The organism is Sulfuriferula sp. (assembly GCF_054605375.1).
The window spans coordinates 1-21,505 of record NZ_JBTSEG010000030.1 but is presented as its reverse complement, the minus strand read 5'-3'; the positions used below and the strand labels follow the sequence as shown (position 1 = coordinate 21,505).

The 21,505-nt window shown below is 54.1% G+C and carries 25 protein-coding genes; 11 read left to right on the top strand and 14 right to left on the bottom strand.

What is annotated here, in order from left to right; all coding sequences use genetic code 11:
• Position 1: 1 nt before the first annotated feature.
• Positions 2 to 706: a hypothetical protein gene (locus ACYCZJ_RS13880; RefSeq protein ID WP_461554825.1), complete on the bottom strand. Its 705-nt coding sequence runs from the start codon at positions 704 to 706 to the stop codon at positions 2 to 4.
• Complete coding sequence (locus tag ACYCZJ_RS13875) at positions 703 to 2,166, bottom strand: protein adenylyltransferase SelO (protein ID WP_461554824.1); 1,464 nt, start codon at positions 2,164 to 2,166, stop codon at positions 703 to 705. Before ACYCZJ_RS13875 ends, ACYCZJ_RS13880 begins: the two co-directional genes overlap by 4 nt.
• 43 nt (positions 2,167 to 2,209) lie before the next feature.
• Here ACYCZJ_RS13875 and ACYCZJ_RS13870 point away from each other — a divergent pair, with 43 nt between their 5' ends.
• Together ACYCZJ_RS13870 and glk are read left to right on the top strand one after the other, a co-directional pair.
• Positions 2,210 to 2,509, top strand: coding sequence for a hypothetical protein (locus ACYCZJ_RS13870; protein WP_461554823.1), 300 nt, complete (start codon positions 2,210 to 2,212; stop codon positions 2,507 to 2,509).
• The gene (gene glk / locus ACYCZJ_RS13865; RefSeq protein WP_461554822.1) at positions 2,502 to 3,482 is read left to right on the top strand and encodes a glucokinase; all 981 of its coding nucleotides are present in this window, start codon (positions 2,502 to 2,504) and stop codon (positions 3,480 to 3,482) included. Before ACYCZJ_RS13870 ends, glk begins: the two co-directional genes overlap by 8 nt.
• 59 nt (positions 3,483 to 3,541) lie before the next feature.
• Here glk and ACYCZJ_RS13860 read toward each other — a convergent pair whose 3' ends face one another.
• Together ACYCZJ_RS13860 and ACYCZJ_RS13855 are read right to left on the bottom strand one after the other, a co-directional pair.
• Positions 3,542 to 3,796: a hypothetical protein gene (locus tag ACYCZJ_RS13860; protein ID WP_461554821.1), complete on the bottom strand. Its 255-nt coding sequence runs from the start codon at positions 3,794 to 3,796 to the stop codon at positions 3,542 to 3,544.
• 105 nt (positions 3,797 to 3,901) lie between these two features.
• Positions 3,902 to 4,465, bottom strand: coding sequence for a pseudouridine synthase (locus ACYCZJ_RS13855; protein ID WP_461554820.1), 564 nt, complete (start codon positions 4,463 to 4,465; stop codon positions 3,902 to 3,904).
• Positions 4,466 to 4,527: 62 nt separating this feature from the next.
• On the opposite strand from ACYCZJ_RS13855, the gene icd reads away from it, so the two are divergent.
• Positions 4,528 to 5,766 (top strand): NADP-dependent isocitrate dehydrogenase, encoded by a 1,239-nt coding sequence (gene icd, locus ACYCZJ_RS13850; protein ID WP_461554819.1) that lies wholly within the window; start codon positions 4,528 to 4,530, stop codon positions 5,764 to 5,766.
• Between the two features lies 1 nt (position 5,767).
• On the opposite strand, the gene ACYCZJ_RS13845 is transcribed toward icd, so the two are convergent.
• The 3 genes from ACYCZJ_RS13845 to ACYCZJ_RS13835 all read right to left on the bottom strand — a co-directional run bounded on the left by ACYCZJ_RS13845 (position 5,768) and on the right by ACYCZJ_RS13835 (position 6,539).
• On the bottom strand, positions 5,768 to 5,971 hold the full coding sequence (locus tag ACYCZJ_RS13845) for a hypothetical protein (RefSeq protein WP_461554818.1): 204 nt from the start codon (positions 5,969 to 5,971) through the stop codon (positions 5,768 to 5,770).
• A gap of 9 nt (positions 5,972 to 5,980) precedes the next feature.
• Positions 5,981 to 6,202, bottom strand: coding sequence for a hypothetical protein (locus ACYCZJ_RS13840; RefSeq protein WP_461554817.1), 222 nt, complete (start codon positions 6,200 to 6,202; stop codon positions 5,981 to 5,983).
• A 133-nt stretch (positions 6,203 to 6,335) separates the two neighbouring features.
• The gene (locus tag ACYCZJ_RS13835) at positions 6,336 to 6,539 is read right to left on the bottom strand and encodes a cold-shock protein (RefSeq protein WP_124705778.1); all 204 of its coding nucleotides are present in this window, start codon (positions 6,537 to 6,539) and stop codon (positions 6,336 to 6,338) included.
• Positions 6,540 to 6,774: 235 nt separating this feature from the next.
• Here ACYCZJ_RS13835 and clpS point away from each other — a divergent pair, with 235 nt between their 5' ends.
• From clpS to ACYCZJ_RS13795, 8 genes are all read left to right on the top strand, one after another.
• Positions 6,775 to 7,083, top strand: a complete 309-nt coding sequence (clpS, locus tag ACYCZJ_RS13830) for an ATP-dependent Clp protease adapter ClpS (protein WP_461554816.1) — start codon at positions 6,775 to 6,777, stop codon at positions 7,081 to 7,083.
• Positions 7,084 to 9,339: an ATP-dependent Clp protease ATP-binding subunit ClpA gene (gene clpA, locus ACYCZJ_RS13825; protein ID WP_461554815.1), complete on the top strand. Its 2,256-nt coding sequence runs from the start codon at positions 7,084 to 7,086 to the stop codon at positions 9,337 to 9,339.
• Positions 9,340 to 9,524: 185 nt separating this feature from the next.
• Positions 9,525 to 10,427 carry an EpsD family peptidyl-prolyl cis-trans isomerase gene (locus ACYCZJ_RS13820; protein WP_461554814.1) on the top strand — a complete coding sequence of 301 codons (903 nt, stop codon included), beginning with the start codon at positions 9,525 to 9,527 and terminating at the stop codon, positions 10,425 to 10,427.
• Positions 10,428 to 10,446: 19 nt separating this feature from the next.
• The gene (rfbB, locus tag ACYCZJ_RS13815) at positions 10,447 to 11,511 is read left to right on the top strand and encodes a dTDP-glucose 4,6-dehydratase (RefSeq protein ID WP_461554813.1); all 1,065 of its coding nucleotides are present in this window, start codon (positions 10,447 to 10,449) and stop codon (positions 11,509 to 11,511) included.
• Positions 11,508 to 12,392 carry a glucose-1-phosphate thymidylyltransferase RfbA gene (gene rfbA, locus ACYCZJ_RS13810; protein WP_461554812.1) on the top strand — a complete coding sequence of 295 codons (885 nt, stop codon included), beginning with the start codon at positions 11,508 to 11,510 and terminating at the stop codon, positions 12,390 to 12,392. The genes rfbB and rfbA overlap by 4 nt, the downstream gene beginning before the upstream one ends.
• A gap of 2 nt (positions 12,393 to 12,394) precedes the next feature.
• A complete protein-coding gene (rfbC, locus tag ACYCZJ_RS13805; RefSeq protein ID WP_461554811.1) occupies positions 12,395 to 12,937 on the top strand; it encodes a dTDP-4-dehydrorhamnose 3,5-epimerase in 543 nt (180 codons plus the stop codon).
• Complete coding sequence (gene rfbD / locus ACYCZJ_RS13800; protein ID WP_461554810.1) at positions 12,934 to 13,824, top strand: dTDP-4-dehydrorhamnose reductase; 891 nt, start codon at positions 12,934 to 12,936, stop codon at positions 13,822 to 13,824. The genes rfbC and rfbD overlap by 4 nt, the downstream gene beginning before the upstream one ends.
• A gap of 34 nt (positions 13,825 to 13,858) precedes the next feature.
• Entirely contained in the window at positions 13,859 to 15,277 is a 1,419-nt protein-coding gene (locus tag ACYCZJ_RS13795) for a mannose-1-phosphate guanylyltransferase/mannose-6-phosphate isomerase (protein WP_461554809.1), read from the top strand.
• A 65-nt stretch (positions 15,278 to 15,342) separates the two neighbouring features.
• Here ACYCZJ_RS13795 and ACYCZJ_RS13790 read toward each other — a convergent pair whose 3' ends face one another.
• From ACYCZJ_RS13790 to ACYCZJ_RS13760, 7 genes are all read right to left on the bottom strand, one after another.
• On the bottom strand, positions 15,343 to 15,711 hold the full coding sequence (locus ACYCZJ_RS13790) for a DsrE/DsrF/DrsH-like family protein (RefSeq protein ID WP_461554808.1): 369 nt from the start codon (positions 15,709 to 15,711) through the stop codon (positions 15,343 to 15,345).
• Positions 15,712 to 15,798: 87 nt separating this feature from the next.
• Positions 15,799 to 17,205, bottom strand: a complete 1,407-nt coding sequence (gltX, locus tag ACYCZJ_RS13785) for a glutamate--tRNA ligase (protein ID WP_461554807.1) — start codon at positions 17,203 to 17,205, stop codon at positions 15,799 to 15,801.
• Positions 17,206 to 17,258: 53 nt separating this feature from the next.
• Positions 17,259 to 18,707, bottom strand: a complete 1,449-nt coding sequence (glgA, locus tag ACYCZJ_RS13780) for a glycogen synthase GlgA (protein ID WP_461554806.1) — start codon at positions 18,705 to 18,707, stop codon at positions 17,259 to 17,261.
• Positions 18,708 to 18,722: 15 nt separating this feature from the next.
• Positions 18,723 to 19,784 carry a tRNA 2-thiouridine(34) synthase MnmA gene (gene mnmA, locus ACYCZJ_RS13775; RefSeq protein WP_461554805.1) on the bottom strand — a complete coding sequence of 354 codons (1,062 nt, stop codon included), beginning with the start codon at positions 19,782 to 19,784 and terminating at the stop codon, positions 18,723 to 18,725.
• A complete protein-coding gene (locus ACYCZJ_RS13770) occupies positions 19,777 to 20,322 on the bottom strand; it encodes a hypothetical protein (protein WP_461554804.1) in 546 nt (181 codons plus the stop codon). The genes mnmA and ACYCZJ_RS13770 overlap by 8 nt, the downstream gene beginning before the upstream one ends.
• A complete protein-coding gene (locus tag ACYCZJ_RS13765; RefSeq protein ID WP_461554803.1) occupies positions 20,319 to 20,765 on the bottom strand; it encodes an NUDIX hydrolase in 447 nt (148 codons plus the stop codon). The genes ACYCZJ_RS13770 and ACYCZJ_RS13765 overlap by 4 nt, the downstream gene beginning before the upstream one ends.
• Positions 20,766 to 20,818: 53 nt before the next feature.
• Positions 20,819 to 21,505 (bottom strand): GTP 3',8-cyclase MoaA (locus ACYCZJ_RS13760; RefSeq protein ID WP_461554802.1); only part of this gene is annotated, 687 nt, incomplete at its 5' end.

Here is a 21,505-nt window from a genome sequence, read left to right as displayed (position 1 = left end):
TCTAAAGTGGCAAGAATACCATTGCTCCGGCTGTCTGCACGAACCAGTTAATGCTGCGATTGCTTTTGTCGGCGATAATTCGGGCTAATATGTCCTGCACGGCAATGAGTTTGCCGAATTCGCGCTCGAAACTCAGATTGTTGCCCGCCGTGTCCATGCTGTTGGAAACCAGGTACAGCCTGCCATCCGCGTCGCGCGCAGTGGCGAGTTTCCAGGCCGCTGTTTCAGTATTGCGTGCGCTATTGTAGAGTTTTTGCGGGTCGAGGTCGTCAAGTACAAAAAATGCGGTTTTGTCGTCGTAGGCGGCCATGATCATGTCGGAAAGGCCCACCATGTAGGCTAGAACCCGATCACCTTGGTAATCCGGATTGAATGCGAGAAATATGGCATCGGCTCCGCGTTTCCCCTGTAATTCATCAAAGTGGCCGGTGCAGGGCGGCGAGAGCCGGTTGAGCGCTGCGCCCAGTGTCAGTCCGGATTTGCGTAATTCGCGCGGATTGCGTTTATAGAGTTTTTCGGCAAGTACACGCAGATTTTCCAGCGCGGCTTGCTGATGGGTTTCAATCACCAGATCGGTATTGGATTTGGCAATGTCGCTGAAACTGTACTCTTTGTTGAGCAGCAGCTTCCCGTCGCGTTGTGTGATCTGGGTGCTGCATCCTGCTGCCAGGAAGAGGGCGCCAGCCAGCGGAATGAGTAATTTCACGATGAACAGCTCACGCTGATCCGGCTTGCCCATTCAGGCGGGGCGCTGGCATAGCTTGTGTTCTCTGGTTGCTCTTCAAAAGGATGGTGCAGCAGATCAAGCAGGCGCGCGATTTCGCTGAAATCGTGATCATCGCATGCACGGCGGATAGCAATTTCAGCCAGATGGCTGCGCAGGATATATTTTGGATTGACGCGGCGCATGGCTTCATGCCGCATCGTCTCCGGGGCGCCTCCGGTTTGCAGACGGGCGCGATATTCGATTGCCCATGTATCGAACGCGGTGCGATCTGGAAACAAATCGCGCAAGGGTTCATTGACCGCTTCTGGCGCAGAATCGAAATTGCATAGCGCGCGCCAGAAAATGGTGTAATCCACGTGATTGCTGTGCAGCAGGCTGAGTACGCCGGTAATGAGTGATACGTTGTTTTTGCCGGGCAGGATACCCAGTTTTGCACTCATCAGGTCAATGTAGTGGGTGGCAAAGGCGGCCGGATAGACATCCAGGGCTTCCTTGGCAGCGTCGACCGGCATTAGCGGGGTAAGCGCTTGCGCGAGCCGGGTGAGGTTCCATGCGCCGATGTCGGGCTGTTGATCAAAAGCATAACGCCCGCCCTGGTCTGAATGGTTGCAGATATAACCGGGATCATAGGTATCCAGAAAGCCAAACGGGCCATAGTCCAGCGTGAGGCCGAGGATGGACATGTTGTCGGTGTTCATCACGCCGTGCGCAAAACCGACTGCCTGCCATTGCGCCATCAAGCGTGCAGTGGCCAGTATCACAGCGCGCAGGAAATGCGGGTATTTGTCGGGCACGTCGGCAAGCTCGGGAAAATGCCGCGTGATGACATAATCGGCGAGAATACGGATTGCGTCGGGCTGTCCGCGTGAAAAAAATACTTCAAATGAACCAAAACGTATGAAGCTCGGTGCCATGCGCATGACCACGGCCGCGGTTTCGACTTGTTCGCGATATACCTCATCCGCACTGCCGACGATGGACAACGCACGTGTCGTGGGTATGCCTAATCCATGCATGGCCTCTGAACAAAGATATTCGCGGATACTTGAGCGCAATACGGCGCGACCATCCCCATTGCGCGAATATGGCGTCAGGCCCGCGCCCTTCAACTGCAGTTCCCAGCCGCCATGTGGCGTTTGCACTTCACCCAGCAGGATGGCACGACCATCACCCAGTTGCGGAACGAAATATCCGAATTGATGGCCCGCATAAAGCGCGGCAACAGGCTGCGCGCCAAGGATATGAGTGGTGCCGGACAGATAAGCCGGAGCGTCGGGGCGTCGCGCCTCGACGGGATTCAATCCAATAAGGGCGGCGGCATCCGCATTGAAGCCTACCAAGTGGGGATGGGCTAGCGGGGTGGGTGTAACTGCGCTATAAAAAATGGAGGGCAACGCGGCGAAGCTGTTGGAAAATGGGAGCGTTTCGAATGTATGCATAGGCGTAGAATACCGTATTTGTCGTTTTACATTTGGAGTTGCCATGCAGAAAACTTATGTTGGGATAGATCAGGATCGATATGGCGGAATGAGCGCAATGGGAGCGATCATCAAGGATGCGTGGCTGTTTGGTCTGCTGCCGGAGACAGAAACATGTGCGGGATGGGACGTGAATCGTATTCAGAATGTGTATGACAAAACCCAGGTCGAATGGGATAAATACGGTTGTCTGGTCTCGAATTTGCCGCCGGAGCTGCGCGAGCGGCACGAGCGTATCCATGCGGTGGCGATTGAACGTGCCAAATCCTTGGGTTGGGAACCGGAGATGTATTTGAGTGAGTAAACCCAGACTTATCCTGGCTGGAGATGTGGGTGGAACCAAGGTATTGTTGCGTCTATCAGAAGTAGGCACTGGAGGTTGTTCCAAAGTTAGGGAGCAGCGCTATAGCAGTGCCGAATTTCATGATTTTGAAGCGTTATTAGCCCATTTTCTGCAAGATGCACCACCCATAGCGTCTGCCTGTTTTGGCGTGCCCGGACCAGTGAAAGAGAATGCCGCACGGCTTACCAATTTACCCTGGTTTGTGGATGGTGCTGGAATTGGCAGGCAATTCGGCATCGCTTCAGTAAAGCTTGTCAATGATTTTGAAGCGATTGGTCATGGAATCGCGGTACTCAAACCGCAAGATCTGCATGTTTTGCAGGCAGGCGCGCCACTAGAGGGTGCGGCCCGTGCGGTATTAGGGGCCGGTACGGGGCTGGGTGTCGGATTTCTGTTTCCATGCGGCGATGGTGAAATCGTTGCACCAAGTGAGGGTGGAAATGTCGATTTTGCACCCGGCAACGCTATGGAAATCGAACTATTGCATTTCCTGCGAGAGCGCTATGGGCAGGTTTGTGTAGAGCGCGTCGTGTCCGGTCCCGGACTCGCCAATATCTATGCATTTGTTTGTGAGTATGAGCAACATCCACCGGTGTTGCTTGAATCAGCAGACCCGCCCGCTGCAATTGCCGAAGCGGCACTAGCCAATACCGACGTTGCTGCCAGTCGGGCATTGGAGATGTTCATTCGCGTTTATGGCGCTTTCGCCGGAGACCTTGCATTGCTGTCTTTGTCTCGTAGTGGCGTATATGTAGCCGGTGGAATTGCCGCCAAACTGGCAAAGCGGATGGCGCAAGGCGGCTTTCTGTCAGGCTTTCTGGATAAAGGGCGGTATCGAAGCTTGCTGGAAACGGTACCTGTATATCTTGTCATGAACACCGAAGTGGGGCTGTTGGGGGCAGAACAACTGGCAGTGCGCCAGATTCCAGGGTGAAAAGCAAATAAAAAAGGCAGGAAAATATCTATCCCTGCCTTTTCGCGCATTATGCCTATTTACTTGGCAGCAGGGCTCATTTCATCTTTTTTCATGTCGTCTTTTTTCATCATTTCTTTTTTCGCGGCGTGCTTCTTGGCAACGTGTTTTTTTGCAACGTGTTTCTTGGCATGGTGTTTTTTCATGGCGGGTTTGGCTGCTTCGGCTTTAGGCGCTTCAGCGGCAGGTGCAGCCATGTCACCCTCGGCAGCAACGGCGGAAAAGGAAACAGCGGCGAAAGCAGCAACCAACAGGGCGGACAGGATTTTGTTCATTTGGACTTCCTTTTAAAAGCGATTGATCAAGGGTTTTTAGCAACACAAACGTCATGTGTCACGGCAACTAACGCGGCTTTATTACAGTCGGTTGACATACCCGCATTAAATTAATGTGAAAAGTTCTGCTGCAGTTATATCGCGATACTCGCCCGGCATCAGTTTTGCCAGGGTGAAACTGCCAATTTGACACCGAATCAGTCGCAGGGTGGGGCAGCCGATTTTGGCCGTCATGCGCCTGACCTGGCGGTTTTTCCCTTGTCTTATGGTCAACTCAATCCAACTGGCAGGGATGTTTTTACGCTCGCGAATGGGTGGAATACGTGCCCACAGATTCGCGGGTTCAGTGATAGCGCGTGCGTGCGCTGGCAAGGTGATGAAATCTCCCAGGTTGACCCCGCTTTGCAAAGTTTGTAGTCCGCTGCCATCAGGTATGCCCTCAACTTGTACCCAATACGTTTTGGGTAATTTATGGATAGGGTGTGCAAGGCGATGTTGTAGCGCGCCATCATCGGTTAAAATCAGCAAACCTTCGCTGTCGGTATCCAGGCGTCCGGCAGGATAAATGCCGGGAATAGGGATGAAATCCTTTAGCGTGGGGTGTTTGCCGCTCGGGCTGAACTGGCAAATGACCCCGTAGGGCTTGTTGAACAATACAATGCGGCTCATCTGTACCAGCCATCGCTTGAAAAATTAAAGTGACCATTCTAACTTGTTGAAATAGGGTAATCATGTACCAGCACATCCAGGTGCCGACTTCCGGCGAAAAAATCACGGTGAACGCCGACGCTTCACTCAATGTTCCGGATCACCCGGTTATTCCATTTATCGAAGGCGATGGAACGGGGGTGGACATCACGCCTGTGATGCGTCGCGTGGTCGATGCAGCAGTAGCAAAGGCTTATGGAGGCAAGCGCAGTATTGCCTGGATGGAGGTGTTTGCAGGTGAAAAAGCAGTCAAGGTTTATGGGGACGATCACTGGCTACCTGATGAAACGGTTGCCGCAGTGCGCGAATATGTTATTTCCATCAAGGGGCCTCTGACTACACCGACTTCCGGCGGCATGCGTTCCCTGAATGTGGCGCTGCGCCAGCTATTGGACCTGTATGTGTGCTTGCGCCCGGTGCGTTATTTCGATGGTGTACCCAGTCCGGTAAAGGCGCCTGAAAAAGTGGATATGGTTATTTTCCGTGAGAATACCGAGGACATATACGCAGGAGTGGAATGGGAAGCCGGTACCGACGAGGTGAAAAAGGTCATCGCCTTTCTGCAAAATGAGATGGACGTGAAAAAAATCCGCTTTCCGGAAACCTCGGCTATCGGTATCAAGCCTGTCTCGGTGCAGGGCAGTGAGCGTCTGATTCGCAGAGCGATTCAGTATGCCATCGATAATGGTCGCGCATCTGTTACCTTGGTCCACAAGGGAAATATCATGAAGTTCACCGAAGGGGGCTTCAAAAAATGGGGCTATGAGCTCGCCAAGCGTGAATTCGGTGCGGTGGAGATTGATGGCGGGCCGTGGTGCAAATTGCCCAATGGCATTGTGATCAAGGATGTGATTGCCGATGCTTTCCTGCAACAGATACTGCTGCGTCCGGATGAGTATGATGTGATTGCAACATTGAATCTGAACGGGGATTACATCTCTGATGCACTTGCAGCCGAAGTGGGCGGAATTGGTATTGCGCCTGGCGCCAATCTGTCGGATTCCGTTGCCATGTTTGAGGCCACTCATGGTACGGCGCCAAAATATGCGGGCAAGGACTACGTTAACCCCGGTTCCATCATTCTTTCTGCGGAAATGATGTTGAGACACCTTGGCTGGACGGAAGCTGCTGATGTCATCATAGCAAGTATGCAGCGTGCTATCACGGCTAAAACTGTCACCTACGATTTTGCCAGGCTGATGGAAGATGCGGCACAGGTGTCATGTTCTGCATTTGGTGAGGCGATGATTGCACAGATGTAAATCACTCCGGCCCGGCATATTCAGTGCGAACATGCTCGGGTTTGGGTGGCGGCTCAATGCCATTGCCGCGTAACAGGTTGATTAACTCCTCGGCAATTTCACCGAGTTCGTCGCGCATGGCTTCCAGGCCCTGCAACAAATGAGCCGCCTCAGTCGGTAACATGCCGATTTGTGCAGTCTGTTTATCGAGTGCGGAAATATTCATGATGATCCCCTATTTAGTGGCCGGCTGCTGTGCAGCCGGTTCCCAGGCATCAGGTGGTTGCCGGAATTGATTTTCCGCATCATAGTGTGCTTCGTTCAGCAGGTAGGAAAAGTTCAATAGCGCAGTTTGCGCGTCCTCGGCATGTTGAATGACGGTTTTGGCAAGTTCTCGCGCCTGTTTCTGGGTCATGTCCAGGAGCAAAGAACCATCGGGCTTGAGTTGGATTTGCATATCTTTTCATTCTAAAGGTTGTTGCTGATGTTTCAATCTAGCACAGCCCTTTTGAAAAGCCAGAACACAAAAATTCGGGACGAAAAAAAACGCGGAATCAGATTCCGCGTTTTTGAGTAATCGGTGAGCCGATTTATGCAGGCTGAATGTTCGATGCCTGTTTGCCTTTCGGGCCTTGAGAGACCTCGAATTGGACTTTTTGACCTTCCTTCAGGGTTTTGAAGCCACCCATGTTGATCGCGGAGAAATGCGCGAAAAGATCTTCGCTACCATCATCCGGGGTAATGAACCCAAAGCCTTTAGAATCATTGAACCACTTTACAGTGCCAGTTGCCATTGCTACTTCCTTGATAAAAACAGGCCAAAACGGCCAGGGACTTGTTTGAAAATCAAGATCGCACAACGGCAATACCAGACTTGCAGGAACCTTGATGCCAAACTCCAGATTGCTTTTTACGCCTGCCCAGTTGATTTTGCAAGCGTCTTGCAAATCTTTTTTTAATGAATAGCACTTGAAAATTTCGCCCCAGTTGTCAAAATGGTTCCTGACTATCCGGAAACTATCCAGCGCCATGGCAACCAAGCACCGCGATGACACCGTTCTGGAAGCAAGCGAAACAAAACTCAAGCCGCCACCTTTATATAAGGTAATGTTGTTGAACGACGACTACACGCCAATGGATTTTGTGATACTTGTGATACAGAACTTTTTTTATAAAAGCCGTGAACAGGCTACGCAAATCATGCTCAAAGTACATAGGGACGGCATGGGAGTGTGTGGCGTATTTCCCCGCGATGTTGCGGCAACCAAGGTGGAACAAGTGGCCGGGTTCGCCCGCCAGCATGAGCATCCGCTGCAATGCGTGATGGAGGAAAATTAAATGATTGCCCAGGAATTGGAAGTGAGTTTACATATGGCGTTCATGGAAGCGCGGCAAAAGCGCCATGAATTCATTACGGTCGAACATCTATTGCTGGCGATGCTGGATAATCCGTCCGCAGCCGAAGTATTGCGCTCATGCGGCACCAACACTGAAGAACTGCGCCAGGGACTGGCTGACTTCATCACCGAACATACACCGACTGTTACCGGAAGCGAGGAGGTTGATACCCAGCCTACGCTAGGATTTCAGCGTGTCATTCAACGTGCCATTCTGCATGTGCAGTCTTCTGGTAAAAAAGAGGTAACCGGCGCGAATGTGCTGGTGGCCATTTTTGGCGAGAAAGATTCACACGCCGTGTATTTTCTGACTCAACAAGGCGTGTCGCGTCTGGATGTCGTGAATTTCATTTCGCACGGCGTGAGCAAGGTGCCACAAGGAAGCACTGCGCGTCCTGAAGCGACGCCAGAGGCCGGTGAGGAAGCTGCGCCTGCTACGGCGCTGGAAACCTACACGCAGAATCTGAATGTACAGGCGCTGGCAGGAAAAATTGATCCACTGATCGGGCGGGCGCTGGAACTGGAGCGCGTGATTCAGACATTGTGCCGACGGCGCAAGAACAATCCCCTGCTGGTAGGTGAGGCTGGGGTAGGTAAAACGGCGATTGCTGAAGGTCTGGCGCGGCGGATTGTCGAAGGTGTGGTGCCGGATGTGCTGTCGGACAGCACGGTGTATTCGCTGGACATGGGCGCCTTGTTGGCCGGCACCAAATATCGTGGTGATTTTGAACAACGTCTGAAAGCGGTACTGAAGCAGCTGTACGAAAATCCTCAGGCCATTCTGTTTATCGACGAGATCCACACGCTGATCGGCGCCGGTGCGGCTTCAGGCGGGACCCTGGATGCCTCCAATTTGCTTAAACCGGCGCTTTCGTCCGGTCAGCTTAAATGTATCGGTGCCACCACATACAATGAGTATCGCGGCATTTTTGAAAAAGACCATGCCTTGTCACGACGCTTCCAGAAAATCGATGTGAATGAGCCCTCCGTTGAGGAAACGATCGAAATCCTGCGTGGTTTGAAATCGCGTTTCGAAGCACATCACGGTATCAAATACACGGCTACGGCACTCTCCACCGCAGCGGAGTTGTCGGCGCGTTACATTAATGACCGTCACTTGCCGGACAAAGCGATCGACGTGATTGACGAAGCAGGTGCCGCGCAGCGTATTCTGCCAAAATCGCGGCAGAAGAAAATTATCAGCAAGCGCGAGATCGAAGAAATTGTTGCCAAGATCGCGCGGATTCCTTCCAAAAATGTGACCAGTGATGATCGTGATGCGCTGAAAAATCTCGATCGGGACCTCAAGGCGGTAGTATTTGGTCAGGATAAGGCGATCGATTCCCTGGCTGCCGCGATCAAGATGGCGCGAAGTGGTCTGGGTAATCCGCAGAAACCGATCGGCTCGTTCCTGTTTTCCGGCCCAACCGGCGTGGGCAAGACGGAGGTTGCACGCCAGCTCGCCTACACGATGGGCATTGAGTTGATTCGTTTCGATATGTCCGAATACATGGAACGTCATGCGGTATCACGCCTGATCGGAGCACCGCCGGGGTACGTCGGATTCGATCAGGGTGGCTTGTTGACCGAGGCAATCACCAAGCATCCTTACGCGGTCCTTCTGCTGGATGAAATCGAAAAGGCGCACCCGGACGTATTCAATGTGCTGTTACAGGTGATGGATCACGGTACGCTGACCGACAACAATGGACGCAAGGCGGATTTTCGTAATGTGGTGATTGTCATGACGACCAATGCGGGGGCAGAATCGCTCAATAAATCCGGTATCGGTTTCACGCTGGGCAAGCAGACCGGAGACGAAATGGCTGATATCAAGCGAACCTTTACCCCTGAATTTCGCAATCGGCTGGATGCAATGATCTCGTTTTCACCATTATCCGAGGAAGTGATTCTGCGTGTTGTAGACAAGTTCCTGATGCAGCTCGAAGATCAGCTACATGAGAAAAAAGTCGAAGCGACGTTTACGGATGCGCTCAAGGCGCACCTCGGCAAGCGTGGTTTTGACCCATTAATGGGCGCGCGTCCTATGGCCAGACTGATTCAGGATGAAATCCGCCGGGCTCTCGCGGATGAATTGCTGTTCGGCCGCTTGGCGAATGGCGGGAATGTGGTGGTGGACGTGGATGAAGCGGGCACGATCAGGCTGGCATTTGACGAGGAAATCGTACCGGTTTGAATGTTGCCCGGGTCCAGGTAATGCGGCAGGCTGGCTTCTGCAAAGAAGTCGGCCTTTTTTTATCATGACATTTTTTGTAATTCAATTGGTCTATTGTTTGCTTGCGTGTGGCAACCGATAATACAGATCATGATGTGGAGTTATGCCATGATCATTAATCATGGAAATTCAGGGGGAAAGTTCGGATGAAGCAGTATCCAATCATGTATAGGGTGTCACTGGTGGTGTTGTTGTCCATTGCGTTCGCGGGTTGCAGCAAGCAGGAAAAAACGTCTTCAGACACATCCGTTGCCATTGCCAACGTGAACGGAACGGCCATTACACGTGCGCAATTCGACCAGGCTTTGTCGCGATTGAATCTTGCGCCGCAAAATTTATCGCCGCAAGCTAAAGATCAAATCGTGCAGGCGCTCGTGGATCAGGAACTTGTGGTACAAGCGGCCACCGCCAAAAAACTGGATCAGGATCCGGCTGTGCAACAATTGCTGAAAGCGGCGCATGATCAGATACTGTCACAAACTTATCTGCAACACGCTGGACAAAGTGAAGCAAAACCCAGTGAGGCTGACATTGATGCTTACTATAAACAGCATCCGGAATTGTTCAGTCAGCGTTGTATCTATAATTTACAGGAGCTGGCGATTGTGGCTTCCAAGGACAAGCTTGCCGAAATCAACTCCCATCTTGAGGCCAGTCACGACCTGAACGAATTCGTGAATTGGTTACACACCCAGAATATCCCTTTCCGAACAGGGAACGAGGTCAAGGCCGCGGAGCAGCTGCCTTTGAATATAGTGCCGCGCATGCAAACCATGCAGAATGGTCAATTGCTGGCGCTCCCCTCGGCAAACGGCATTACGGTATTGCAAATTGTCTCTACCCAATCAGCGCCCATTGCCCTGGACAAAGCGCATGCGCTTATCGAGAATTATTTGTCCGTCACCCGGCAGCGTGCTGCAGCGACCGCCGATATCAAGAAGCTGCGCAGTGCAGCAAAAATTGACTATATGGGCGAATTTGCCGACATGGGGAAAACGGTACACAGCCAATCCGGGAACAGTTCAACCGGGCTGCCGGAAATAAAATAAAGACTAACAGGGAATTGCCATGATACTAGTGACAGGTGGTGCCGGCTTTATCGGCGCTAATTTCGTATTGGACTGGCTTGCTGGCAGCGACGAAGCTGTCATCAATCTCGACAAACTTACCTACGCGGGTAACTTGCATAATCTCGCCGGTTTGAAGGGCGATGATCGTCATCTCTTTGTACAAGGTGATATTGGCGATCGTGCCCTGGTTGCAAGCCTGCTGGCTGAACATCGGCCGCGCGCCGTGATCAACTTCGCGGCTGAAAGTCATGTTGACCGTTCAATTCACGGTCCAGAAGATTTCATCCAGACCAATGTGGTCGGCACTTTTCATTTTCTGGAAGAAATCCGGGTTTACTGGAATGCGATGGAGGAAAAGGAGAAGCTTGGGTTCCGCTTTCTGCATGTCTCCACGGATGAGGTATATGGTTCGCTCGGTCAGGAAGACGCTGCTTTTACAGAAACCACCGCCTATGCACCCAACAGTCCATATTCGGCTTCCAAGGCTGCCTCAGACCATCTGGTGCGCGCTTATCATCACACCTATGGCCTGCCGGTACTCACCACCAACTGTTCCAACAATTACGGCCCTTACCAGTTCCCGGAAAAGCTCATCCCGCTGGTGATGATGAATGCGCTGGCGGGCAAAGCGCTACCGATATACGGCGACGGCCTGAATGTGCGAGATTGGCTCTATGTCGGCGACCATTGCAGTGCCATCCGTGCCGTGCTGTCAAAAGGCAAGCCCGGCGAGGTATACAACATTGGGGGTTGCAACGAAAAAACCAATATCGACGTGGTCAAGACCATCTGTGCCATGCTCGACGCGCTGCATCCGGTTTCACCCGTCATTCCTCACGAAAAGCTTATTACTTACGTCAAGGACCGTGCCGGCCATGACCGCCGTTACGCCATCGATGCACGTAAAATCGAGCGTGAATTAGGGTGGCTTCCACAGGAAACGTTTGAGACGGGTATTCGCAAGACAGTTGCCTGGTACCTGGACAATCCGGACTGGGTAGCCAGTATCGCCAGTGGTGAATACCGCCATTGGATTGAAAAACAATATGGGAGCCGGGCATGAGCGCACGCAAAGGCATTATCCTGGCCGGCGGTTCGGGTACCCGGCTGTATCCCGTGACCCAGGCCGTATCCAAACAGCTGCTGCCGGTGTATGACAAGCCCATGATCTACTACCCGCTCACTACGCTGATGCTGGCAGGCATCCGGGACATCCTCATCATCTCCACCCCGCAGGACACCCCGCGTTTCGAGCAGTTGCTGGGTGACGGCAGCCAGTGGGGGATTTATCTCAGCTACGCTGTTCAGCACTCGCCTGACGGCCTGGCGCAAGCCTTTATCATCGGCGCGGATTTCATTGGCGATGCGCCGAGTGCATTGGTGCTGGGCGACAATATCTTTTACGGCCATGAATTTTCCGGCGACTTGCGCGCCGCTTCGGCACGCCAGAATGGTGCATCTGTGTTCGCTTATCCGGTGCATGATCCCGAGCGCTATGGCGTGGTTGAATTCGATACTCATGGAAATGCCATCAGCCTGGAAGAAAAACCTGACCGGCCCAAATCGCGTTATGCAGTAACCGGACTGTATTTCTATGACAATCAGGTTATCGACATTGCGCGCAAGCTCAAGCCGTCTCCGCGTGGGGAACTGGAGATTACCGATATTAATCGCCATTATCTGGAAATGGGCCAGCTCCAGGTAGAAGTCATGGGGCGTGGTCACGCCTGGCTGGATACCGGTACGCATGAATCTTTGCTAGAGGCCTCGCTGTTCATTCAGACAATCGAGAAACGCCAGGGGCTCAAAATATCCTGTCCCGAGGAAATAGCCTATCGGGCGGGCTATATTGATGCTGCACAAGTCAGGCAGCTCGCAGTCCCTTTGCAGAAAAATGCGTATGGTCAATACCTGCTGGCCATGCTTAATGAACGTGTATTTTAGCCATGAATATTTTCCCCTCAGAAATCCCCGACGTGCTGGTGCTGGAGCCCAAGATATTCGGCGATGAGCGTGGTTTTTTCTATGAAAGTTACAATCGTCGAGCCATGACCGAGGCGGGTATTCCGGACGACTTCGTACAGGACAACCACTCGCGTTCAGCCAAAGGCGTGTTGCGTGGTCTGCATTACCAGATTCAGAATACTCAGGGAAAGCTGGTGCGTGTCATTAGCGGCAGTGTTTTCGATGTGGCAGTCGATTTGCGTAAATCCTCGCCCACATTCGGCAAGTGGGTGGGTATGGAACTTTCTGCTGAAAATAAACGTATGGCCTGGATACCTAAAGGTTTCGCTCATGGTTTTGTAGTGACCTCTGACTCGGCGGAGTTCCTGTACAAAACCACGGACTACTGGACACCCCAGTATGAGCGCAGCCTGCTGTGGAACGACCCGGCACTGGACATCCTCTGGCCCCTGGATGGCGCGCCTACTATTGCTGCCAAAGACGCTGTCGGCTTGCCATTGGCTCAGTGCGAGGTGTTTGCGTGAACATACTGCTTACCGGCGTCAACGGCCAGGTTGGCTGGGAGCTGCGTCGCACATTGGCAACTTTGGGCACGGTCAAAGCGCCTACGCGCAGCCAGCTCGATTTAACGGATGGAGATGCATTGCGCGAGTTTATACGCACGCTGCGCCCGGATTTAATTGTTAATCCTGCGGCCCATACGGCGGTGGACAAGGCGGAGTCGGAGCCGGAATCGGCACGCGCGGTGAATGCGATTGCCCCAGCCATCATGGCGGAGGAGGCTGCAAAACTCGGTGCCGCAATGATTCATTTCTCGACCGATTATGTGTTCGACGGCAACAAGACTGGTGCCTACACGGAGGATGATGTGACGCATCCTTTGGGTGTGTATGGGCAGACCAAGCTTGAAGGCGAAAATGCAGTGCGCACTGCCAATATTCCCCATCTCATTCTGCGTACCAGTTGGGTGTATGGCCTGCGTGGCGGTAATTTTTTATTGACCATGCAGCGCTTGTTCAAGGAGCGCGAACAGCTGCGTATTGTTGCTGACCAGTATGGTGCACCCACCTGGTCACGCATGATCGCGGAGGCAACGGCGCAGATACTCGTGCAACAGCCATTTAAACCTGGCAGGGAATCCTTGCATGGCACTTACCATCTCACCAGTAAAGGCCGGGTGAACTGGTATCAATTCGCCCAGGCGATTCTGGATTCAGACTGCTCGTCTGGAGCCAAACGTCCCGAGCTGATACCCATTCCTGGCGCTGATTACCCAACGCCGGCCCGGCGACCTGCCAATTCAGAACTGGCAAGTGACAAACTGTTGCGCGACTTTGGCGTGTCCTTGCCGGACTGGAAGGTCGCGCTGGATCTGTGTCTGGACTGTGACATGGCAAATCGTGCCGACTGATGGTATTGACATATTGATTGAGGAAGCTGAAAACATGCATATTCATCCCGTAATTCTCTCCGGTGGGTCCGGTACCCGATTGTGGCCACTGTCACGCGCTGCACTGCCCAAGCAGCTATTGCCGCTGGTGTCGGATCGCACCATGTTGCAGGAAACGGTGTTGCGCCTTTCCGGTATCGCTGATGTCACGTCACCCACACTGGTATGTAATCAGGAGCACCGCTTCATGGTGGCCGAGCAGATGCGTGCCATAGATGTCGTGCCGGAAGCTATTTTTCTCGAGCCCGTCGGGCGTAATACGGCACCGGCGGCGGCAGTCGCTGCATTGGCGCTAATGGCCCAGGATGCCGAAGCGTTGATGCTGCTATTGCCTGCGGATCATCTGATCGGGGATGTAAATGCATTTGAACGCGCCGTTGCTCAGGCAGCAGCGATTGCTCAATCCGGTCAATTGGTCACCTTCGGCATCGTTCCGCTGGCACCGGAAACCGGTTATGGCTATATCCAGCGCGGAATCAAACTGGAGGATGTGGATAATGTATTTTCGGTAGAGCGTTTTGTCGAAAAACCCAGCCGTGAAATTGCCCAAGGCTACCTGGAGTCGGGTGATTATTTCTGGAATAGCGGGATGTTCCTGTTTAAAGCGGCTGCATTTATCGAGGAATTGCGCAAATATCACCCCGACATGCTTGCTGCCAGTCAGGCGGCGCTGGATCATTGCCAGCGCGATCTGGATTTTGTGCGTCTGGACACCGAGGCATTTACAGCGTGTCCCTCCGAGTCCATCGATTATGCGGTCATGGAGCGCACCAAAAATGCTGTTGTGGTACCTGCGGACATCGCCTGGAGCGATATCGGTTCGTGGTCGGCATTGTGGGAGGTGGGTGAGAAGGACCATGCGGGCAACGTCTTGCGAGGTGACATATACAGTGATGATGCCAGTAACAATCTGATCCGCGCTGAAAGCCGTATGGTGGTCGCCATCGGTGTGTCCGATCTGGTGATCGTGGAAACAAGCGATGCCATTATGGTGGCACACAAGGATTGTGTGCAAAACGTTAAAAAAGCGGTTGAATACTTGAAGCAGAACAATCGTACCGAGCATCTCAACCATACCCGTGTATTTCGGCCGTGGGGCTGGTACGAAGGGATTGATGCGGGTGACCGTTTCCAGGTCAAGCGCATCATGGTCAAGCCGGGTGAGAAGCTGTCATTGCAAATGCATCATCATCGTGCAGAGCACTGGATTGTTGTAAGCGGCACGGCGCGTGTAACGCGTAATGATGAAGTGTTGCTACTCACCGAAAACCAGTCAACTTATATTCCATTGGGGAGTACGCATCGCCTGGAAAACGCCGGCAAGATCCCGCTGCACATGATCGAGGTACAGTCAGGGGCTTATCTCGGTGAGGATGACATAGTGCGTTTCGAGGACATTTATCAGCGCAGTTGAATAAATGCCGGCAACAAAAAAGCGGAGCACAGGCTCCGCTTTTTTGTTGAGTAAGTAACCCGAATTTAGTAAGTCAGGGTTACCACGTCTTCGTCCATTGCCTGCTGGATGACGTAAGCGCCGCCTACGGTTTCTTCGATTTCAGGGATCAGGTCATCGCCCCACAGTTCCAGGGTCGGGGTGCACACTTTGAAATGCACGCCAGCTTCATGCGCATCCTTGATGAAGTCATACACACTCTTGGGAGAGCCTTCCTTCACGAACAGTTTTTCAGCCACGCCTTTAATAGCCAGTTCGCCGGAACGAGCGGTCAAAATCACCTCAACTTCGTATTCCATCGCAGCAGCAACCGTTGCCTGAAAGAAAGGTGCGCCCAATTCAGAAGGGCTAGAAGGATCCGTGTTTACCATCATAATCATCAGTTTGTCAGCCATACTTCAATCTCCAGATGCAAAAAAATTAAGGGTGGTCTCAAGTCAAGAACCGGGATTATAACAATAAAACAGAATGCTTATGAACACCTATTTGTCGGTATGCTTTGCCAGTTGTTTTTGTAAGCGTTCGATGACCGTTTCGCGACCGATTAATTCAAGGGTGGCATCGATGCTGGGTGTTTGTGTCATGCCAGTGACCAGCACGCGTAGCGGCATGGCAATCCTGGGCATTTTGAGTCCGGATTCCACCACCGCTAACTTGAGTGTCTCTTGAATAGTCTGACGCTTCCAGTCGATCTGCCTGAAGTTGTTGGTCAGTGTAATCAAAGCCGGAATCGCTTCTGGAGAAAGATGTTGCGCGAGCTGTTCTGCGGTTGGTTCGGTGTAACGATAAAAAATCATTGCTGTATCAGCTAGCTCCAGCAATGTACTTACACGTTCCTTTAATAGCTGAATTATGTCTGTCAAGGCAGGGCCGCTCGCAAGCTCGGCACCACTACGCAACAGAAAAGGAGCGGTGAGCTCTGCCAGGCGGACATTGTCAGCAATTTTCAGATATTGCTGGTTGATCCACAGCAGTTTTTCCGGATTGAACTTGGCCGGGGAACGGCTGATGGCTTCGAGGTTGAACCATTCGACGAACTGCGCCATGGAAAATATCTCTTCGTCGCCGTGCGCCCAGCCCAGCCGCGCCAGGTAGTTGAGCAGTGCCTCGGGTAGATAACCGTCTTCCAGATATTGCATCACGCTTACCGCGCCGTGGCGCTTGGACAAACGCTCGCCATCGGTACCCAGTATCATCGGCACGTGCGCGTATTGCGGCAGGGTCGCACCCAGTGCCTTGAGGATGTTGATCTGGCGTGGTGTATTGTTCACATGATCGTCGCCACGAATAACCTGGGTTATGTTCATGTCCCAGTCGTCGACGACCACGCAAAAATTATAGGTAGGTGTGCCATCGGGGCGAGCGATGACCAAATCGTCCAGTTCGCTGTTGCTGATCTCGATGATGCCTTTGACCAGATCATTCCATGCAACCGAGCCCTCCAGCGGGTTTTTGAAACGCACCACCGGTGCGACCCCATCCGGGGGCGCAGGTAAATCTTTACCCGGCTCAGGGCGCCAGCGGCCGTCGTAACGCGGTTTGAGCCCGGCTGCGCGTTGCTGCTCGCGCATGGCTTCAACGTCCTCTTTGCTGGCGTAGCAATGGTAGGCGTGGCCGCTGGCCAGCATCTGTCCGATGACCTCCTTGTAGCGTGCCATGCGCTGCATCTGGTAGAACGGGCCTTCGTCGTAATCCAGCCCAAGCCAGTCCATGCCTTGCAAAATGGCCTCGACGGATTCCGGCGTGGAGCGTTCCAGGTCGGTATCCTCGATGCGCAGGATAAAAGTGCCACCGTGCTTGCGGGCATATGCCCAGGAAAACAGCGCGGTGCGCGCGCCGCCAATGTGCAAATAACCAGTCGGGCTGGGAGCGAAGCGGGTACGAATCATGGGATGGGGCGGATAAGTAAAGTCATCATTTTACGCGAAACGGGATGCGGGCATCAGCCTGCCAATATGCTTTGGTACAGCGTCTGATATTGACGCGCGCTCGCTTCCCAGCTGAAGTCACGCGCCATGGCGTTCTTTTTCACCTGGCTCCATTGGCGCGGGCTATGGTAACAATCCAGAGCTCGACGTACCGCGGCGAGGAATGCTGCCGGAGTGGCTTCGTCAAACATGAAACCGGTGGCGCTGCCGTCTGCGAGCGTCATACTGGTGGTATCGGTCACGGTATCGGCCAGGCCACCGGTGCGGTGCACCACAGGTGGCGTACCATAACGCTGGCTGTACATTTGATTCAGTCCGCAGGGCTCGAAGCGGGACGGCATGAGGAAAATATCTGCCCCGGCTTCAATGCGGTGCGCGAGGCCTTCGTCATAACCAATGACAACGCCCACTTGCGCCGGGTATTCCGCGGCAAGCTGGCGCAACCGGGTTTCCAGCATGGCATCGCCACTGCCAAGTACCATAATTTGTACGCCTGCTTCGATCAGTTGAGGCGCAATGGCCAGTAGCAAATCCTGGCCTTTCTGATGTGTCATGCGGCTGATGACCCCGAATAGAGGCGTTTCCTTGCTGCAGGTAAGTCCATGTTCTGCCTGTAACAGACGTTTGACGGCTGCTTTTCCGGTCATGCGGGCAGGGTGATAGTGGCGGCACAGGTGTGGGTCGATGGCCGGGTTCCAGTCGTCGGTATCAATGCCATTCACAATGCCGGTGAGCTGCACGCGGCGATGGTGCAGCAGCCCTTGCATGCCGAAGCCGAGGGCGTCGTGCTGGATTTCTTCAGCGTAGCTGGGGCTGACCGTGCTGAGGTGGTCAGCGTAGTACAGGCCGGCTTTGAGGAACGACAGGTTGCCATAGTATTCCAGCCCATCGATGCTGAAGCTGGCTGGCGGCAACCCCAGCTCGGTGAGGGTGTGCGGCGGGAAAATACCCTGATAGGCCAGGTTGTGGATAGTCATCAGCGTGGCTGCCGGGCGTGTGCTGCCATGGTGCAGGTAGGCAGGAACGAGACCGGTCTGCCAGTCATTGCAGTGCACGATATCGACCGGCCAGCGCAATGGCGTGGCGGCGCTGCCCAATAGCGCAGCAACCGCCGATAGCAGCCCAAAACGCAGGTAATTGTCTGGCCAGTCCTGGCCGGTGATGTCCTGGTAGGGGCCGCCATGGCGGTTGTAATAACCGGGATGTTCGATCACGATCAACGGCACGGTGCTGTCCGGCATGACCGCGCCATGCAGATGCAGCGTACCGTGTACCGGGAGCTCAAGGCTGGCGAGCAGGGTTTTATCGGGCAACGCGGCCAGCACATTGGGATAACCCGGGATGAGCACGCGCACGTCCAGGCCCAGCTTGCGCAGCGCGGCTGGCAGTGCGCCGCTGACGTCGGCCAAGCCACCGGTTTTGGCAAGCGGGTAAATTTCTGAAGTGGCAAAAAGAATATTCATTGATGTTGATGGCCTTTATTGAATAATGCCGCCGCCCAGGCATACATCGCCGGCGTATAGCACCACAGACTGGCCCGGAGTGACCGCCCATTGCGGCGTGTCGAAATCCAGCACGCATCGGCCTGGCTCGAGCGCGTCGAAGCGGCAACTGGCGTCGGCCTGACGGTAGCGGGTCTTGGCCGCATAGGCAAATGCCATATCGGGCGCGGAACCGGCTATCCAGTTGAGGTCTGCGGCGTCCAGCCGAGTGCTGAACAGCAGCGGGTGATCGTGTCCCTGAACCACGAGCAGGCGGTTCTCCGGCAGGTTTTTGCCTGCCACAAACCAGGCCTCGCCGGCACCGCCTATCCCCAGCCCCTGGCGTTGTCCCAGCGTATGGTACATCAGGCCCTGGTGGCGTCCGACCACGCGCCCGTCCGGCGTGCACATATCACCGGGCTGGATCGGCAAATAACGTTGCAGGAATTCACGAAACGGGCGTTCGCCGATGAAGCAAATGCCGGTGCTGTCCTTTTTGGCGAAATTGGGCAGCCCGGCCTCCTCGGCGATGCGGCGGACCTGCGGCTTGGTCAACTCGCCCAGCGGAAACATCGATTTGGACAGCTGCGCCTGATTGAGACGGTACAGAAAATAGCTTTGGTCCTTGGCAGTATCCACGGCTTTGAGCAGTTCATGGCGCCCATCGACCTCATGCAGCCGCGCGTAATGGCCGGTGGCGATGCGTTCCCCACCCAAGCTCAGGGCATGGTCGAGAAACGCCTTGAATTTGATTTCCGCGTTGCACAGCACATCCGGATTGGGCGTGCGTCCGGCCTGATATTCGCGCAGAAAGTAACTGAATACCCGATCCTTGTACTCGGCACTGAAATTGACTGCTTCAACATCCAGCCCGATGACATCGGCCACCGCCAGCACATCGAGAAAATCCTGGCGTGCAGGACAGTGCTCGTCGTCTTCGTCTTCCCAGTTTTTCATGAACAGGCCGGTGACGCGATAGCCTTGCTGCTTGAGCAGCAGTGCGGTGACAGCGGAATCCACGCCGCCCGACATGCCGACGATAATATGCGGTTTAGACATCGGGGGAGGCACCTTTGAGCCAGTCTTGCAAAGGGTAAATGGCGGCGGGGTGGCCGTTGTCATAAAACCATGAATCGACCGCATACTCTTGTTGGGTAGCGCGGTCCATGATTCGCGCCGCCCAATGCTCATTCACGATCAAGGGTGCGCGTTCCACGCGGCCGAGGACTGTGTGGAAGCGTAATAAACCCAGGCGTTCCAACAAGGTGAGATACGCAGTGGTATTGGTTGAATGGTCAATGCAATCCATGCGCCCATCGGCGCCGCTGTCATTGTCGTTGCCGCCCTTGTCGCGCCAGGTCGGCGTCTGCTTGCCGGAAAATTGCTCAAACAGGCCAATGGCTTTGGCGATCGCGCTGCGCTCGGCTGCCGGGGTGGTTGCGCTCTTGAATAGCTGGCGCAACTTGCGTATTTGTTGCGGACTGAAATCCACGTCGGCCTGGCTGGCGCAACCGTAGTTGTAACAGACGCTGATATCCACCGCCCAGGCGGGAATACTGCTCAGCAGGCCGAGGCTCAGTACAACGGCGTGCATCATGCGTAGTGGGTCAACAGCGCCAACGGATAGCGTTTGCCGGCCAGGTAATCTTCCATACAGTGGATTACCAATGGACTCCGATGGCGGTTTTGCTGCGCGCGCATCTCATCCGGGGTTTGCCAGACAGTGCGTAAAATGCCTGTGTCGAGACTGCGATCGGGCTCGCTGCCGGTGATTGCGCCGGTGAAGGCAAAACGCAAATAAGTGCGGTCCCGCGCAGCCTGATGCCACTGATAAATTCCCAGCAAGGCATCCGGAGCAAAGTGATAGGCCGATTCTTCCAGTGTTTCGCGTATTGCTGCGTCAATCAGGGACTCACCCGGGTCAAGATGACCGGCAGGCTGGTTGAACAGAATCCCGTCATCGGTTTGTTCTTCGACCAGCAAAAAACGGCCATTTTGCTCGATTACGGCGGCGACGGTTACGTGGGGTTTCCAGATCATGCTCAGCAGGATGTAATGAGAGTTGCCTGCAATTTTACCGCAAAGTCTGTTGGCTAGCCCCCGGTTGCCGACATGAAACGCACGATCTTGTTCGGTTGTTCGCGGAATTCATGGCGTTCCGGCTTGAGTTCCAGCGCTGCACGGATGGCATTTTCCAACTCGACATCGCTTGCCCCGCCGCGCAGCAGGGGACGAAACTCGAATTTTTCTTCCTGTCCCAGGCACAGATAAAGCGTGCCGTCTACGGACAGACGCACGCGGTTGCAGGTACCGCAAAAATGTTGCGAGATGGGGGTGATGAAACCCACAGAAAACAGTCCGTCTGGACTGCCCAGATAACGCGCCGGCCCACCGCCTTGGAATGCCGTATCGACCAGGCCGAAACGCGTTTGGATACGTGCCTTGACTGGCTGCAGGTCGAGATACTGGGTATTGCGGCCGGTGTCGCCCATCGGCATCGCTTCGATCAGGCGCAGCACGAAGTTGCGCTCCATGCAGAACGCAACCATGGTGTCGATCTCGTCGTCGTTGACACCGCGCATCGCCACCATATTGATTTTGATCGGGGCAAAGCCCGCCTGCTGCGCGCTGGTCAGGCCAGCCATGATCTTGTGCAGCACGTCGCGCCCGGTGACGGCCTCAATGCGTTCGGCGTGCAGGGAATCCAGGCTGACGTTCAGCCGCGTGACACCGGCAGATTTAAGCGCGGTGGCGTGTTTGTCCATCTGGGTGGCATTGGT

What these genes read in the sequence shown, in the direction of transcription:
- glgA (WP_461554806.1), bottom strand. Translation starts at nt 18,707, where the DNA reads ATGAATATTCTTTTTGCCACTTCAGAAATTTACCCGCTTGCCAAAACC.
- icd (WP_461554819.1), top strand. Translation starts at nt 4,528, where the DNA reads ATGTACCAGCACATCCAGGTGCCGACTTCCGGCGAAAAAATCACGGTG.
- ACYCZJ_RS13845 (WP_461554818.1), bottom strand. Translation starts at nt 5,971, where the DNA reads ATGAATATTTCCGCACTCGATAAACAGACTGCACAAATCGGCATGTTA.
- clpS (WP_461554816.1), top strand. Translation starts at nt 6,775, where the DNA reads ATGGCAACCAAGCACCGCGATGACACCGTTCTGGAAGCAAGCGAAACA.
- ACYCZJ_RS13765 (WP_461554803.1), bottom strand. Translation starts at nt 20,765, where the DNA reads ATGATCTGGAAACCCCACGTAACCGTCGCCGCCGTAATCGAGCAAAAT.
- ACYCZJ_RS13820 (WP_461554814.1), top strand. Translation starts at nt 9,525, where the DNA reads ATGAAGCAGTATCCAATCATGTATAGGGTGTCACTGGTGGTGTTGTTG.
- rfbA (WP_461554812.1), top strand. Translation starts at nt 11,508, where the DNA reads ATGAGCGCACGCAAAGGCATTATCCTGGCCGGCGGTTCGGGTACCCGG.
- rfbC (WP_461554811.1), top strand. Translation starts at nt 12,395, where the DNA reads ATGAATATTTTCCCCTCAGAAATCCCCGACGTGCTGGTGCTGGAGCCC.
- mnmA (WP_461554805.1), bottom strand. Translation starts at nt 19,784, where the DNA reads ATGTCTAAACCGCATATTATCGTCGGCATGTCGGGCGGCGTGGATTCC.
- ACYCZJ_RS13870 (WP_461554823.1), top strand. Translation starts at nt 2,210, where the DNA reads ATGCAGAAAACTTATGTTGGGATAGATCAGGATCGATATGGCGGAATG.
- ACYCZJ_RS13795 (WP_461554809.1), top strand. Translation starts at nt 13,859, where the DNA reads ATGCATATTCATCCCGTAATTCTCTCCGGTGGGTCCGGTACCCGATTG.
- ACYCZJ_RS13790 (WP_461554808.1), bottom strand. Translation starts at nt 15,711, where the DNA reads ATGGCTGACAAACTGATGATTATGATGGTAAACACGGATCCTTCTAGC.
- gltX (WP_461554807.1), bottom strand. Translation starts at nt 17,205, where the DNA reads ATGATTCGTACCCGCTTCGCTCCCAGCCCGACTGGTTATTTGCACATT.
- ACYCZJ_RS13860 (WP_461554821.1), bottom strand. Translation starts at nt 3,796, where the DNA reads ATGAACAAAATCCTGTCCGCCCTGTTGGTTGCTGCTTTCGCCGCTGTT.
- ACYCZJ_RS13855 (WP_461554820.1), bottom strand. Translation starts at nt 4,465, where the DNA reads ATGAGCCGCATTGTATTGTTCAACAAGCCCTACGGGGTCATTTGCCAG.
- ACYCZJ_RS13835 (WP_124705778.1), bottom strand. Translation starts at nt 6,539, where the DNA reads ATGGCAACTGGCACTGTAAAGTGGTTCAATGATTCTAAAGGCTTTGGG.
- clpA (WP_461554815.1), top strand. Translation starts at nt 7,084, where the DNA reads ATGATTGCCCAGGAATTGGAAGTGAGTTTACATATGGCGTTCATGGAA.
- ACYCZJ_RS13770 (WP_461554804.1), bottom strand. Translation starts at nt 20,322, where the DNA reads ATGATGCACGCCGTTGTACTGAGCCTCGGCCTGCTGAGCAGTATTCCC.
- ACYCZJ_RS13840 (WP_461554817.1), bottom strand. Translation starts at nt 6,202, where the DNA reads ATGCAAATCCAACTCAAGCCCGATGGTTCTTTGCTCCTGGACATGACC.
- rfbB (WP_461554813.1), top strand. Translation starts at nt 10,447, where the DNA reads ATGATACTAGTGACAGGTGGTGCCGGCTTTATCGGCGCTAATTTCGTA.
- ACYCZJ_RS13875 (WP_461554824.1), bottom strand. Translation starts at nt 2,166, where the DNA reads ATGCATACATTCGAAACGCTCCCATTTTCCAACAGCTTCGCCGCGTTG.